This window comes from Flavobacterium yafengii (assembly GCF_030010375.1).
In the GTDB taxonomy this organism is placed as follows: domain Bacteria; phylum Bacteroidota; class Bacteroidia; order Flavobacteriales; family Flavobacteriaceae; genus Flavobacterium; species Flavobacterium yafengii.
In genome coordinates this window covers 103,483-117,686 of record NZ_JASCRY010000002.1, presented here as the reverse complement: position 1 = coordinate 117,686, position 14,204 = coordinate 103,483, and the positions used below count along the sequence as shown (strand labels likewise).

Sequence of the window (14,204 nt, the reverse complement as noted above, 5' to 3'; positions counted from 1 at the left end):
CTGTTGCTAAATGAAAACCTACATGAGAAAAATTTTTTATTACCTTATTTTGGCAGTTATCGCTGCATCCTGCTCAACAAATCCTTATAAAAAGAGTGAAAAAATTTATGATTCTAAGCTCAAAACATTAAAAGAGACTATTTCTAATAAAGATCCGCAGCCATTACCTGTTATTCCTCATGTAGAAATAAACATTGATACACTATACACAAAACAGTTGCACACCTATAAAGATACTCTTTTCAAAATGGGATCAACTCCTTTGCAAAACGGTGTTAATACGGAATGGATAGGAACTGTAAATTTTAATTTAAGAAAGCCGAATTTCATTATTATCCATCATACCGCACAGGATTCATTACAACAAACACTAAAAACATTCACTAAAATAGAGTCTCAAGTGAGTTCGCATTATCTAATTTCGGATGACGGTAAAGTGGTTCAAATGTTGAATGATTATTTTAGAGCGTGGCATGCAGGTGCTGGTACTTGGGGAAGAAATACAGATATTAACTCGACATCAATAGGAATTGAATTAGACAACAATGGATCTGAAGTTTTTTCTGAATTACAAATCAACAGCTTACTGGCGCTTTTGACGAAGCTAAAAAAAGATTACAATATTCCTGCTCAGAACATTATTGGTCACGCAGATATTGCACCTACCAGAAAAAAAGATCCCAGCCAATTGTTTCCCTGGAAAATATTAGCAGACAAAGGTTTTGGTCTTTGGTCTGATGAGTTTTTAGAAACTGCTCCAATTGATTTTAATGTAGAACAAGGATTGCGAATTATAGGATATGACACTAAAAATCTACCCGCTGCAATAATGGCTTTTAAACTACATTATATTCAAACAGAAGTCAATGACTTATTAGATGAAAAGACAATAAATACTATTTACTCTATTTATAAAAAACAATAAATAGTTTACAAATTATATAAATACGTATAAAAACGGTTTTTTGAATCTTTCAAAGAACCGTTTTCTATTTAAAACCACATCAAACTCTATTTGTCGTTTATCAGAAAAGACTCCTGTAGTACCTCAAAATCTAAACAAAAAGGCCATCAAAATACTTTAGAGCATCTTGGCAGCGAAAAAAAATAGCATCTCAATACTAGAACTAATAAGTTGTTGCGAGCAATACCTAAATCATTCCCCTTTTGAAGTGTAGCATTACATCTCAAATAGATTTCTAAAGCATCTCAAAATCGAAGCAAAAAAAAGCTGCCAAAATACTTTAAAGCATCTTGGCAGCAAAAAAAAAATATTATCTCAATACTAGAACGAGTAAGTTGTTGCAAGTAATGCGTAAGCGGTTAAACCTTTTGGAGCGGCATCACTATTTGTGAAGATATCTTCAGAAGCTGTGTCAACACGGAATTCAGGTATAATAGTCAAGTTTCCTACTTTATAATTTAGTGATAAAGTATTACCAACAACACTAGTTCCAGCAAGCGAACCAAGTCCGGCAGTAGCATCTTTAGCATCTAAATACTCTAATCTGTAAGCTAAACTTAACGTCTCTTTCAATGCAAAATTTGCATATCCTACTAAAGCAAACCATTCACCATCCAATGAACTATCAAAGTCATTGTTTGTCATTGCATACGTACCGTTAAATCCTAAAGAGAATGTATCACTCACTTTTTTCGAACCTACAAAATCAAATTGTGTTTTGTTCTCATCAGAAGAAGGATTACTACTTCCTGAAGTAACATTAAAATATGCGCTTCCAGTGTCACCAACATAACCTAGTTGACCTATGAAAGTTTTTTGGGTTGAACCCGCTTCGATTGTTGTTTTAAAATCTGTTGGATTTGTAACTCCAGCCATGAAACTGAATTTTCCAGAAGTATATTGTGCTTTTACTCCAGTATTAAAGAAGGGACCGTACGTAAATGCGTAAGACATACTGTAGTTTTTATTATCTACTGCGTCTAATAATTCATATCCCACATGGGTTCCAAAACTACCTGCAGTGACTTTAAATTTATCCGAAAACTCGTAAGTGAAATTTAATTGTTTAATCATAAAAGTTGAAGCGGCATCATTATAAGTAAATTGAGCAGCTCTGTTTCCAAACCCTAAATCAACAAAAACAGATGCTTTACCCATTTTATGAGATGCTTCGATAGAGGCCATCCCTAATTCAAATGAATTATGAGAATTTGTAAAACTGGTCAAACTGTTGTCTACACCAGAAAAATCATATTTATAATATGCATCAGCAGATCCTGCAAAAGTAGTTGAAGGAGCAACTGGAGCGTCTTGCGCAAAAGTTAAACTTGTTGTTAGCATTAATGCTAGAATAGCTAGGTTTTTTTTCATCTTTAATTGGTTTTAATTAGTAATCTAGTTTGGTTATTATTTTGGTCTTAGTTTATTCTTTTTAAAAAAATTTCATGCTTATAATCAAGAAAACAGCTTTTATATTTGCTTTTTTTAATGTGAAATTTTCTTGTTTCTGAAGCGAATTTATTAACTTTTATTTCACTTGAATTACTATTTGCTACTTTTTTGCCTTGATTCGAAAAGAATTATTAATAACGAAAAATGATCAAAAAATAATGGATATTCCGTATTTTAAAGCATCAATTTTAAAAATTCAATAATGTATTTTTTACAAACAACCCCTATTTATTTTGATTAAACACTAAAACAAAACATATAAATCGCTTTTTTAAGTCGTTTAAAACTAAATTAAAAAACACACCCCTGTGAAAAATACATTAAATTAAAAAAAATAAATTTTGCAATAAAATACAAAATCGTTGATTTTTTTTAAAACTAAGACCTCTATCTAAAGCTTTTTTTATTATGGAAACACAATTCATAACACACTAAAAAAATAATTGAATTAATAATTTCAACTACTAAATCACGCTATTACTAACTCTTAATTTATGAAAATTTTAATAGCGTATAAATTCCTTTTTGTTATATTTAAAATATGATTCATTTATTAATTAAGTTTTCGGTTTTACTATTATTTGTCGCTTTTTCCTCTGTATGGATAAGTGACAAATTTTCCGTTCTTTCTAATGAAAATAAATATGATTTATACGAGCAATCTGAAAAAAATTCTGAAGAAAATAATTTAGAGAGCAAATCAAAAACACTTTTTATAGCTACAATTGAAAGTATCAATTGTTTAGAATACTACTCTTTTGAAAGTAAGAAAATCAATTCTTTTGATTTATTTAATATTAAAGAGTTTGCTTTAAAAAATTTCACTCCTCCGCCAGAAATAGTTTAATCCATATTTCTTTACTAAAAACATTACTAACATATGTCCCAAATTAAAAATGGGTTCCTATACATATACTATTATACAAACACATGAAAAATTTATTTATAGCATTTACTATTTTTTTTACAACTTCATTAATTGCGCAAACACATCAAATTATCAAACATGATGGCGGAACAATTGATATAAACTTTATTAAAACAGAAAATAATTTAGTTTACTACACGCTACCCAAAAGTGTTCAAGAAAAGACAATCAGTCAATATGCAGTAGCACAATTGAATGAAAAGTCAAAAAGTGATTCTGAAATCATATCTAAAAAAATTCAACTAAATGGAAAATCCGATTATAAAAAAGTTGTTGTATTAAAAAAACATCAAACAATCGGATTGAAAGAATCTGGTATGATAACTAGTTTTTACGGAGGAACGAAGGGAGAATCGCCTTTATCGTTTTCTGATAACGGTGAGAAACGATTAAAAGAAAATGCCGCACTTAAAGGATCTCAATTTATCGTGATTCTTTCTAATAAACCAAAAGACTTAAAAGCGGCTATCTATACCTATTAATAAAATGCAAATCAAGCAATGAATCCATAGCTTGACACTTTTATAAATAGAAATAGAGTGAATAAAAAAATCGAGAACAGATTTGTTATAAATACAATTCCTGTTCTCGATTCTTTAATTATAATAAATACCAAATATTATTATTCGATAATCAATGATTTCATATTCATAAATTCCTTGATTCCTATTGTTCCCAATTCTCTTCCGTAACCTGATTTTTTTACTCCTCCAAAAGGAACTCTGGAATCTGATCGTACTAATGAATTAACAAACACATTTCCGGCTTCTATTTTTCGTGCCAGTCTATACGCATTTTCACGGTCTTCAGTCCAAATTGCAGAAGCCAAACCATATCTATGATTATTGGCAATAGTCACAGCATCATTTTCATCTTTAGCTCTAATAATAGTTGCTAACGGTCCAAAAGTTTCTTCCTGAAAAGCAATATTATTTGAATCAACAAAATCAATTAGTGTGGGTTGGAAATTACAATTTTCCCGTTCCCCGCCTACTATTAATTTTGCACCTTGTTGCAATGATTTCTCCAATTGAATTGCTAATTTCTCCGCTAAATCCAACCGAGCGAGCGGCCCCATATTAATTCCTTCCTGTAATGGATTTCCTTGCTGCAAGGCTTTTACTTTTTGGGTAAAAAGCACCGTAAATTCATCTGCCACTTTCTCAGTAACAATGAATCGTTTGGCACAAATACACGCCTGACCTGCATTTAACATTCTAGATTGTGTCGCAACCGTTGCCGCTTTTTCAAGATTTGCATCATTCAAAACTATAAAAGCATCTGAGCCTCCCAATTCCATGACAGATTTCTTGATATGCTTTCCTGCCAATGAAGCCACAGATGAACCCGCCATTTCGCTTCCGGTCAAAGTAACTCCATGCACAATATCTGATGCAATTACACTTTCGACCTGAGGAATATCAATTGTAATTTGTTGAAAAACACCTTTAGGAAAACCAGCTTCCAAGAATGCATTTTCAATTGCTTTGGCACAACCAATAACGTTTGATGCATGTTTTAAAAGAGTTACATTCCCAGCCATAATTGCCGGAGCTGCATAACGCAACACTTGCCAAAAAGGATAATTCCACGGCATTATTGCAAAAACAGCTCCCATTGGATCATAAACGGACATGCTTTTGAAAGGAGTGTCATAATATTCATCTTTCAACATTTGTTCCGCATTTTCGGCATAGAAGTCACAGTTTCCAGCTGATTTTTCCACTTCAGAAATACTTTCAGATAGCACTTTGCCCATCTCATTGGTTATTAATAAACCTAGCGCTGCTTTCTTTTCCCTCAGAATGTTAGCCAACTTTTTCATCATATCCGCTCTTTGCTCAAATGTGGTTTGCCTCCAATTTTTAAATGCTCGCTCAGATAATTGCAGTTTTTGATTCAATTGCGCATTCGTCAATACCTCGTGTTCAGCTATAATTAGTTGAGTAAACGGATTTATCGATTTAAAAATCATGTGTTTGTAATTTAAATTTTTTGAAATATAAGTTTTGGTAAATTAACTAGCAGTTTGAAATTATTTCCAACATCGATTAACTATTCATCTTTCCTTACTAATGTTTTAAATCTAGTAAAATTACAGCTATTAATAGGCGGAACCGTTTAAAAAAATCACAAGAATAAGACAAATCTCTTTCTGAAATTTTGAAAAATTTTAGAAATAAGTAAAGACAACACAGTTAAAAGCAATAATTCAAGTTTAAGTATCCTGAATTTATTTATTGCTTTCCATAAAAACAGTATCCAGCAGTTCGAATACTTTTTCCTTATCTAATGGTTTTGTGATACAGTCCATAAAACCAAATTGCATCATTTTCTCTTTATCTTCAAATGAGGAGTAAGCAGTTTGGGCAATAACGGGAAGTTCTGGTTTTATCACTTTTATTTTTTCGTAAGCTTGATAACCATCTAAAACAGGCATTTTTATATCCATAAACACCAAAGTAATGTTTGGATTTTCTGTACAAATATCTACTGCTTCCTGTCCGTTTTTAGCTCTTATAACGGTATGATTTTTTGATTCTATAATTTTTTTCAGCAGCAAGAAATTAATGGTATCATCTTCTGCAACTAAAATAATTTCATTGTCATAATTCCTGTAAAAAGATTTTACTTTTTTGGGTTTTATTGCTTTTACCGTTTGATCTAATTTTAATGGTATTGTAAATGAAAAAATGGAACCCAACCCAATTGTAGAACTTACCTTTATTTCTCCGCCCAACATTTCTACGTAAGCTTTTGTAATTGACAAACCCAATCCTAATCCTGATAATTCGATAGATCCATCGCCTTCTATTCTTCTAAACCTATCAAAAATTACTTTTAAATAATTTTCGCTGATTCCCATACCAGAGTCTTCTATCTTAAATTCTAAAACTTCTTTTTCTTTGTTTATTGAATATCCAAAAGCGACGAAACCTCTATCGGTAAATTTTAAAGCATTAGTAATTAAATTAACTATAATCTGTTTCAATTTTGTTTCGTCTGTTAAAATATTTCCTTGAAGTTTATCCGGATTTTCAAGAATATAAAACTGGATTTCTTTGTCTTTAGGAATCGTAATCTTAATGGAATCATACAATTCTGTAATGCACTTTTCTAAATCTAATCCTTTATAATTAGGCATAATTTGTTTTGCATCGATTTTAGACATTTCGATAAGGTCTTCGATAATCGAAACCAGACTTCCACCGCTATTTTTTATAATTTTCAAATACTCTAATCTCTCGGCTTCCTTCAAATCTGAATCATGAAGTAAATCACTAAATCCCATTATAGCATTCATAGGAGTTCTGATTTCATGCGATAAATTAGCCAAAAAAGAGGATTTTAAGGTATCACTTTCTTCTGCTTTTTGTTTAGAAATTTCTAATTGTTTCCGTTGATTGCTGTTTTCTTCAAATAGGTTTCCAATGTATCCAAACTCCCCATCAGATCTTTTTAAACTATTTATATAATTTACATTACCCGTTTCCAAAATACTTTTAATTAACTTTAATGGATTATAAACCCATCTTTTCGTATAATAAACGTAGACAAAAATGTTAATCAAGGAAACGAGAACAACAATAAAAAGAATCTCTTTTGTGTTTGTATAATTTAAATTGAAAGGTCTTCTAAAAAGCAATTTGGCAACAACTTCATTTTTCCAATCTTTTAAATCTAAACCTACAATAACAAAATCATCTTCATTTGCAATTACATAATCACTTGAAGCTAAATTTACTTTTGAGCTGCTTATATTTCCCAAAGCATTAAAAAAGGGCTCGTCTAAAAGTCTGGCCATAAAAAAATAGCCGGAAGGTTTCGTTTTATTCTTTTTAGGATCATTAGAAGGATGAATTGTCGCACCAAAAACCTCAACAATACCTTCAGGGATTTTTATATAAAATCTTTTAAGTTTAGACTTATAAAGTACTGACATCATCTCTTTTGGAATAAAATCAAGACTTTTAATCTTTGACGAAGCTATTTTATTTATTAGTTTTTGATCTAAACCATAAATACCAATGTAATCAGCTTCATACGATTCAAATTCACTTAAAATATATTTATCATACCACTTTTCATCTTTTGTTTTTGTAAAATGGACCAACTCATCCCAATAGGTAACATCAATAATAGTGGCTGTAGGCGTTTTAGAATTAAGTCTAAACAAAGACTTAACTTCCTTGTCATATTGATTGTAAGTGGTTTTGTAAAAATGATGTTCTTCTTGAACAGTATAAAGATAGAGCGAGATGTAAATTAGAAAAAAGAAAATACTTGTTGAAATTATCAACAACAGTAGTTTAGAATACGTATTTAAATTAATCAATCTCTTCATGAAATACACTCAAATCTAAAAAATAAAACTAAAATACAATTTCCATTTTTGTAAGATATATCACTTTTTTTATTTGGCGCAAGTTAACATTTTTTTATCATAAAAAAAACTCCATCTATGCAAGACGATGGAGTCTATTGCAATAAAGGTTTATTTATCAACGGAATACTTTCGCAAAAGCGATCAAACCTCGATTCTTGCTCTTCTAAATCTTTAATTTTCTATTTCCGATCAAAAATTTCTAATTATCCTAAAATATTCTCAATCTCCAATAATTCAGCTGCGGAAAAATCCAGATTTTGCAAACTGTTTATATTATTATTTAATTGACCTACAGAACTAGCACCAATCAAAACAGAAGTGATTCGGTTGTCTTTTAATAGCCAAGCCAAAGCCATTTGTGCCAATGATTGGTTTCTTTGCTGTGCAATGGCATTAAGCTGAATGATTTTTTGGATTCTTTCCTCCGAAACCTCATCTGTTCTTAGATGCCCGTTAGGATTAGAGGCTCTCGAATTTTCCGGAATCCCTTTCAGGTATTTATCTGTTAAAAGTCCTTGTGCCAAAGGCGAAAAAGCAATACAACCCACTCCTTTTTCTTCGAGAACATCTAATAAACCCGCTTCAGGTTCTCGAACAAACATCGAATATTTCACTTGATGAATCAAGCAAGGTGTTCCTAATCGTTTCAAAATCTCGGTAGCTTCTCTGGTTTGCTCTGCATTGTAGTTAGAAATCCCCGCATATAAAGCTTTTCCGCTTCGTACGGCATAATCCAAAGCCATCATAGTTTCCTCCAAAGGCGTTTCCGGATCAAAACGATGCGAATAAAAAATATCGACATATTCCAGATTCATACGCTTCAAACTCTGGTCTAAACTTGATAACAAATATTTTCGGGAACCCCAGTCACCATAAGGACCGTTCCACATGGTGTAACCAGCTTTCGTCGTAATCACGATTTCATCACGTAGGTTTCCTTGAAAATTATTTTTCAATATTCTACCAAAATTAGTCTCTGCTGAACCAGGAACCGGACCGTAATTATTGGCCAAATCAAAATGGGAAATTCCTTTATCAAAAGCGGCTTTGACAATGCTCTCCCCATTTTCAAAATTATCCACCGAACCGAAGTTGTGCCATAATCCTAAAGATATTTGTGGCAGTAATAAACCGCTTTTCCCACATCTGTTGTATTTCATTTAATTGTCTTTTTAATTAATTCTAGTTTAATTTTTTAGTCAGCTGCGAAAGATACTAAAATGTCAAATGATACTAAAAATACACCAACCGGTTTTTAAAGCAATTCACTAATTAAAAAATTATCACTCATTTACGGGAAACCGTAAAGTATAGCAAAAAAAGAGGTTTTAATTTGTTTAACAATAAAAGCATTTCATTTAACTAAATCTATTTTAGTTATTTATACACAAAAAATGCAAAGTCACTAAATATACTGATTAGCATAATTATGGTTTAAAATTAACAACAAATACACTATAAAATCATGGATTTAAAAGACCAAATTAAAGTAATTGCAGACAGAACAAAACACAAAGACCAAATACAAACTGAAGAAGCCACAAAAAATGCATTTGTGATGCCATTTTTGCAAAGTCTAGGTTATGATGTTTTTAATCCCTTAGAAGTTGTTCCCGAGTTTATAGCAGATATTGGAATTAAAAAAGGTGAAAAAATTGACTATGCAATTTTTAAAGATGGAAATCCAACAATACTGATTGAGTGTAAACATTGGGCACAAAACTTAAACATTCACGACGGACAACTATTACGATATTTTCATGTTTCAAAAGCCAAATTTGGAATTTTGACAAATGGAATAGTGTACCGATTTTATTCCGACTTGGTTTCTCCAAACAAAATGGATGAAAAACCGTTCTTGGAATTCAATATTACAGATGTTAAAGACAATCAAATTGAAGAATTGAAAAAATTTCATAAAACCAATTTTGATGCTGAAAGCATTGTAAATACTGCAAGTGAATTAAAATTCATGAACGAACTAAAACATATTTTAAATCAGGAGCTTACAAATCCAACACCCGAATTTGTAAAACATTTTGCAAAACAAGTATATCCAAGTGTTGTAACAGCTAAAGTTTTAGAACAATTCACAGAATTAACAAAAAAATCTATTCAGCAACATATTAGCGATTTAATAACCGAAAGATTAAAAACTGCATTATCAAAAGAAGATGAAAAAAATAGTGAGGTTAACATTTCAACAGAAAAAAATTTAGAAGATATAAGTAAAGTAAACACAACCGAAGAAGAATTAGAAGGTTTTATGATTGTTAAAACAATTTTGCGTCAAAAAACTTCTGTTAACCGAGTAACTTTTAGAGATGCTCAATCTTATTTTGCTGTTTTCCTTGACGACAATAATCGAAAAGCAGTATGCAGACTATACTTAAATGGAAGTAGAAAATTTATTGGAACATTTGACGAGGTAAAAAAAGAAACTAAAAACGAAATTAGAAATTTAGATGAAATTTTTAATTATTCTGAACTGCTATTAAAAACAATAGAATCGTATGAAAAATAAACGAAAATTTTGTTGAGACTAGAATAATTCCAACAGACGAGAATTTTGAAGTGAAATATCTAATAAAATTTAACAAAAAAACCACCTATATCAGGTGGTCTTTTCAATTTTCATAAAATGCTACAAAGGAATATTCCCGTGTTTTCTATTAGGAGTAATGCTTACTTTATTTTCGAGCATACTAAATGCTTTTATCAGTTTACGTCTAGTGTCTTGCGGTAAGATTACCTCATCTACAAAACCACGTTGTGCTGCTGTATACGGATTCGCGAACAAATCAGCATATTCCGCTTCTTTTTCCAAGAGTTTTGCTTCATGATCTTCGGCTTCATTAATTTCTTTCTTGAAGATAATTTCAGAGGCGCCTTTGGCTCCCATCACGGCAATTTCAGCAGTTGGCCAGGCAAAATTCATGTCGGCACCAATGTGTTTGGAGTTCATTACATCATACGCACCACCATAGGCTTTACGTGTAATCACGGTTACTCTTGGCACGGTTGCTTCGCTAAAAGCATACAACAGTTTCGCACCGTGAACGATAATCCCGTTCCATTCTTGATCGGTTCCCGGTAAAAAGCCGGGTACATCCACCAAAACCAATAACGGAATATTAAAACAATCGCAAAAACGGGTAAATCGAGCCGCTTTTTTCGAACTGTTCACATCAAGACAACCAGCTAAAATCATTGGTTGGTTTGCTATAATTCCAATGCTTTTCCCTCCCAATCGAGCAAAACCTACCAGGATATTTTCGGCATAATTTTTATGAATTTCAAAAAACGAATCTTCATCAATAATTCCACCAATCACTTCGTGCATGTCGTACGGTTTGTTGGGATTATCCGGAATAATAGTCGCTAATTTGGTACGAACCTCATCATTGAGTTCGTAAGGTAAATTGTGTGCTTTTTCTTTGTTGCTTTGTGGCAAATAACTCAACAAGCGTTTCAAATCCTCCAGACATTCCACATCATTTGTCGACGTGCAATGTGCCACACCAGATTTAGTAGAATGCGTACTCGCCCCACCCAATTCCTCCGAAGTCACGGTTTCGTTGGTTACGGTTTTTACCACATTTGGTCCGGTAACAAACATGTAACTGGTATCTTCAACCATCATAGTAAAATCAGTCATCGCAGGAGAATATACGGCTCCACCGGCGCAGGGTCCCATAATCGCAGAGATTTGCGGAATAACTCCTGAAGCTTGTACATTTCTATAAAAAATATCGGCATAACCTCCCAAAGAACGAACACCTTCCTGAATACGGGCTCCACCAGAATCATTCAGTCCAATCATGGGCGCTCCCATTTTGACTGCCATATCCATGACTTTACAGATTTTCTCGGCATGGGTTTCAGATAATGAACCACCAAAAACCGTGAAATCCTGTGCGAAAATATAGACCAATCGTCCGTTTATGGTTCCGTATCCCGTAATGACACCATCACCGTAATACAGTTCTTTTTCCATTCCAAAATCAGACGTTCGGTGCGTCACCAGCATCCCGATTTCTTCAAAAGAACCTTCGTCCATCAAATACTCGACACGTTCTCTCGCTGTTAGCTTTTTATTGGAATGTTGTTTTGCAATTCTATTTTTACCTCCACCCAAATGAGCTTCGGCAATTTTATCGTTTAGTGTTTTTATTTTAGATTCCATACTTTATTGAATTGGATACTATTGTTTTTTAAAATTTCGTCACTTCGAGTGGTTTTGAACAGTAATGCGGTAGCTTTACTGTTTAAAATTGTATCGAGAAGCCTTATGAAATGTAAAGTTCTCGATACTTCCCAAAGGTTTTTTGTTCAAAACCTTTGCTCAACTCGAACTGACGTTTTAAGAGTTTAATAAGCGTACTATTTTTTGATCTTCAAAATATTGTTTCAAAGCCACCAAAGCGGCGATTTCGGCTTCTTGCGCCATTTGTTTTTTCAACACATCGGCATTGTAATAATTCTTCACGAAATGCGTGTCAAATTTCCCGGAACGAAACGCTTCGTGTTCAAAAACAAATTTCCCGAAAGGCAGTGTCGTCTGCACACCTTCCACATGATAATCTTCAATTGCCTTAATCATAATTTGAATAGCCTCTTCACGGGTTTCACCATAAGTGATTAATTTGGCCAACATCGGATCGTAATAAATAGGAATATCCATGCCTTGCTCAAAACCATTATCCACACGAATTCCTTCACCAACAGGCAATTGATACACGTCTAAGTGGCCTACACTCGGCAAGAAATCATTCATCGGATCTTCGGCATACACACGTAATTCCATCGCGTGTCCTTTTATTTTCAAATCTTCTTGTTTGATTGTCAATGCTTCTCCTCTTGCCACTCTGATTTGCAGTTCTACCAAATCGGTTCTGGTAATCCATTCTGTAACGGGATGTTCCACCTGCAAACGGGTATTCATTTCCAAGAAGTAGAAATTATTATTTTCGTCCAATAAAAATTCAACGGTTCCAGCTCCTAAATAATCACAGGATTTAGCCACCAAAACAGCGGCTTCACCCATTTTTTTACGCAATTCCGGTGTTAAAACCGAAGAAGGCGCTTCTTCAATTACTTTTTGGTGACGACGCTGGATACTGCATTCTCTTTCGAATAAATACAACACATTCCCATGACTGTCTGCCATAATTTGAATTTCGATATGTCTTGGCGAACCCACATATTTTTCGATAAAAACGGAACCATCTCCAAAAGCAGCAATGGCTTCACTAATGGCGCGATCCATTTGGGATTCGAAATCAGCTTCACTTTCTACCACACGCATTCCTTTTCCACCACCACCTGCTGATGCTTTAATCAGTATAGGGAAACCAATTTTTTTAGCAACTACTTTTGCTTTTTCGACATCAGTAATGGCTTCGTCAAAACCGGGAACCATTGGAATATTGTATTGTTTAACGGCATCTTTAGCCGCTAATTTACTTCCCATGATTTTTATCGCTTTCGACTTTGGACCAATAAAAATGATGTTGTTTTTCTCCGCTTCTTCGGCAAAATCCGCATTCTCACTCAGAAATCCATAACCTGGATGAATGGCATCTACGTTTAAGGATTTCGCAACCTCTATAATTTTACTTCCTAATAAATACGATTGGCTCGAAGGCGCTTCTCCGATCCAAACCGCTTCATCGGCAAATTTTACGTGCGGTGCATTTCTGTCGGCAGTAGAATATACTGCTACGGTTTTAATGCCCATTTTTTGTGCGGTTTTCATCACCCTAATGGCGATTTCCCCTCTATTGGCAACTAATAATTTTTTCATTTTTTATTTTTTAACCGCAGATTCGCTAATTTTAAATCTCTTCCTTTGAATAATTCAATATTCTATTTTTAATTAGCGAATTAGCCGTATTTTATTATTCAAACTCAATTAACAACTGTCCTTTATCCACAGCATCTCCCATAGCAACCGAAATGGTTTTGATAACGCCATCTCTCGGGGAAAGAAAACTGTTTTCCATTTTCATGGCACCCAAAATAATCAGGTTGTCGTTCTCTTTTACAGTTTGTCCTACCACAACACTGATTTCTAGAATCAATCCGGGCATAGGTGCTTTGATAAAATTGACTTGTTTGGTAAGTCCCGTTTCGAATCCCATTTCCTTAATCAAAATATCCAAAGGATTTGAAATGGCAACGGTATAGGTGTTGTTGTTTACCTTGACGGTATAGTTTTTTTGAAGAAAATCAGAAGTGACGATTTCCGCTTGATAAGGTGTGTTTTCGTGTAAAATATGGAACTTGTTCGTCTCCACACTCACTACATCTAGTTGTGAAACACTTTCCTTTTCCAAATCAAAATGAAAAGTGTCGTTTACATTAACTTTATAACCAATACTCATTTGTTTCTATTTTAGAATCGTAAAAATAAGTAAAAGAAAACGTTTTCGTAAACCTAAAATTAAGTTTTATGCTAAATAGATATAGTT

11 protein-coding genes are annotated in these 14,204 nt (G+C 33.1%); 4 read left to right on the top strand and 7 right to left on the bottom strand.

The window, feature by feature from the left end; genetic code table 11:
* Nucleotides 1–22: 22 nt before the first annotated feature.
* Nucleotides 23–925 (top strand): N-acetylmuramoyl-L-alanine amidase, encoded by a 903-nt coding sequence (locus QLS97_RS08065; protein ID WP_282715749.1) that lies wholly within the window; start codon nt 23–25, stop codon nt 923–925.
* A gap of 360 nt (nt 926–1,285) precedes the next feature.
* Here QLS97_RS08065 and QLS97_RS08060 read toward each other — a convergent pair whose 3' ends face one another.
* The gene (locus tag QLS97_RS08060; RefSeq protein WP_282715747.1) at nt 1,286–2,335 is read right to left on the bottom strand and encodes an outer membrane beta-barrel protein; all 1,050 of its coding nucleotides are present in this window, start codon (nt 2,333–2,335) and stop codon (nt 1,286–1,288) included.
* Nucleotides 2,336–2,957: 622 nt separating this feature from the next.
* On the opposite strand from QLS97_RS08060, the gene QLS97_RS08055 reads away from it, so the two are divergent.
* Together QLS97_RS08055 and QLS97_RS08050 are read left to right on the top strand one after the other, a co-directional pair.
* Nucleotides 2,958–3,263, top strand: coding sequence for a hypothetical protein (locus tag QLS97_RS08055; protein ID WP_282715746.1), 306 nt, complete (start codon nt 2,958–2,960; stop codon nt 3,261–3,263).
* Nucleotides 3,264–3,346: 83 nt separating this feature from the next.
* Nucleotides 3,347–3,826, top strand: a complete 480-nt coding sequence (locus QLS97_RS08050; protein WP_282715744.1) for a hypothetical protein — start codon at nt 3,347–3,349, stop codon at nt 3,824–3,826.
* 140 nt (nt 3,827–3,966) lie between these two features.
* Here the strand turns inward: QLS97_RS08050 and QLS97_RS08045 are convergent, their stop codons facing one another.
* From QLS97_RS08045 to QLS97_RS08035, 3 genes are all read right to left on the bottom strand, one after another.
* Nucleotides 3,967–5,319, bottom strand: a complete 1,353-nt coding sequence (locus QLS97_RS08045; RefSeq protein WP_282715743.1) for an NAD-dependent succinate-semialdehyde dehydrogenase — start codon at nt 5,317–5,319, stop codon at nt 3,967–3,969.
* Between the two features lie 258 nt (nt 5,320–5,577).
* Nucleotides 5,578–7,689: a response regulator gene (locus QLS97_RS08040; protein WP_282715741.1), complete on the bottom strand. Its 2,112-nt coding sequence runs from the start codon at nt 7,687–7,689 to the stop codon at nt 5,578–5,580.
* A gap of 245 nt (nt 7,690–7,934) precedes the next feature.
* Nucleotides 7,935–8,891, bottom strand: coding sequence for an aldo/keto reductase (locus QLS97_RS08035; RefSeq protein WP_282715739.1), 957 nt, complete (start codon nt 8,889–8,891; stop codon nt 7,935–7,937).
* A gap of 305 nt (nt 8,892–9,196) precedes the next feature.
* Between QLS97_RS08035 and QLS97_RS08030 the strand changes: the two genes are divergently transcribed.
* Entirely contained in the window at nt 9,197–10,255 is a 1,059-nt protein-coding gene (locus QLS97_RS08030) for a type I restriction endonuclease (RefSeq protein WP_282715738.1), read from the top strand.
* 120 nt (nt 10,256–10,375) lie between these two features.
* On the opposite strand, the gene QLS97_RS08025 is transcribed toward QLS97_RS08030, so the two are convergent.
* From QLS97_RS08025 to QLS97_RS08015, 3 genes are all read right to left on the bottom strand, one after another.
* Nucleotides 10,376–11,917 carry an acyl-CoA carboxylase subunit beta gene (locus QLS97_RS08025; RefSeq protein ID WP_282715737.1) on the bottom strand — a complete coding sequence of 514 codons (1,542 nt, stop codon included), beginning with the start codon at nt 11,915–11,917 and terminating at the stop codon, nt 10,376–10,378.
* Between the two features lie 177 nt (nt 11,918–12,094).
* A complete protein-coding gene (gene accC, locus QLS97_RS08020; protein ID WP_282715736.1) occupies nt 12,095–13,537 on the bottom strand; it encodes an acetyl-CoA carboxylase biotin carboxylase subunit in 1,443 nt (480 codons plus the stop codon).
* 94 nt (nt 13,538–13,631) lie between these two features.
* The gene (locus tag QLS97_RS08015) at nt 13,632–14,117 is read right to left on the bottom strand and encodes an acyl-CoA carboxylase biotin carboxyl carrier protein subunit (protein WP_282715734.1); all 486 of its coding nucleotides are present in this window, start codon (nt 14,115–14,117) and stop codon (nt 13,632–13,634) included.
* Nucleotides 14,118–14,204 lie beyond the last annotated feature (87 nt).

Coding starts and splice junctions, on each gene's coding strand:
- QLS97_RS08065 (WP_282715749.1), top strand. CDS start 23: ATGAGAAAAATTTTTTATTACCTTATTTTGGCAGTTATCGCTGCATCC.
- QLS97_RS08060 (WP_282715747.1), bottom strand. CDS start 2,335: ATGAAAAAAAACCTAGCTATTCTAGCATTAATGCTAACAACAAGTTTA.
- QLS97_RS08055 (WP_282715746.1), top strand. CDS start 2,958: ATGATTCATTTATTAATTAAGTTTTCGGTTTTACTATTATTTGTCGCT.
- QLS97_RS08050 (WP_282715744.1), top strand. CDS start 3,347: ATGAAAAATTTATTTATAGCATTTACTATTTTTTTTACAACTTCATTA.
- QLS97_RS08045 (WP_282715743.1), bottom strand. CDS start 5,319: ATGATTTTTAAATCGATAAATCCGTTTACTCAACTAATTATAGCTGAA.
- QLS97_RS08040 (WP_282715741.1), bottom strand. CDS start 7,689: ATGAAGAGATTGATTAATTTAAATACGTATTCTAAACTACTGTTGTTG.
- QLS97_RS08035 (WP_282715739.1), bottom strand. CDS start 8,891: ATGAAATACAACAGATGTGGGAAAAGCGGTTTATTACTGCCACAAATA.
- QLS97_RS08030 (WP_282715738.1), top strand. CDS start 9,197: ATGGATTTAAAAGACCAAATTAAAGTAATTGCAGACAGAACAAAACAC.
- QLS97_RS08025 (WP_282715737.1), bottom strand. CDS start 11,917: ATGGAATCTAAAATAAAAACACTAAACGATAAAATTGCCGAAGCTCAT.
- accC (WP_282715736.1), bottom strand. CDS start 13,537: ATGAAAAAATTATTAGTTGCCAATAGAGGGGAAATCGCCATTAGGGTG.
- QLS97_RS08015 (WP_282715734.1), bottom strand. CDS start 14,117: ATGAGTATTGGTTATAAAGTTAATGTAAACGACACTTTTCATTTTGAT.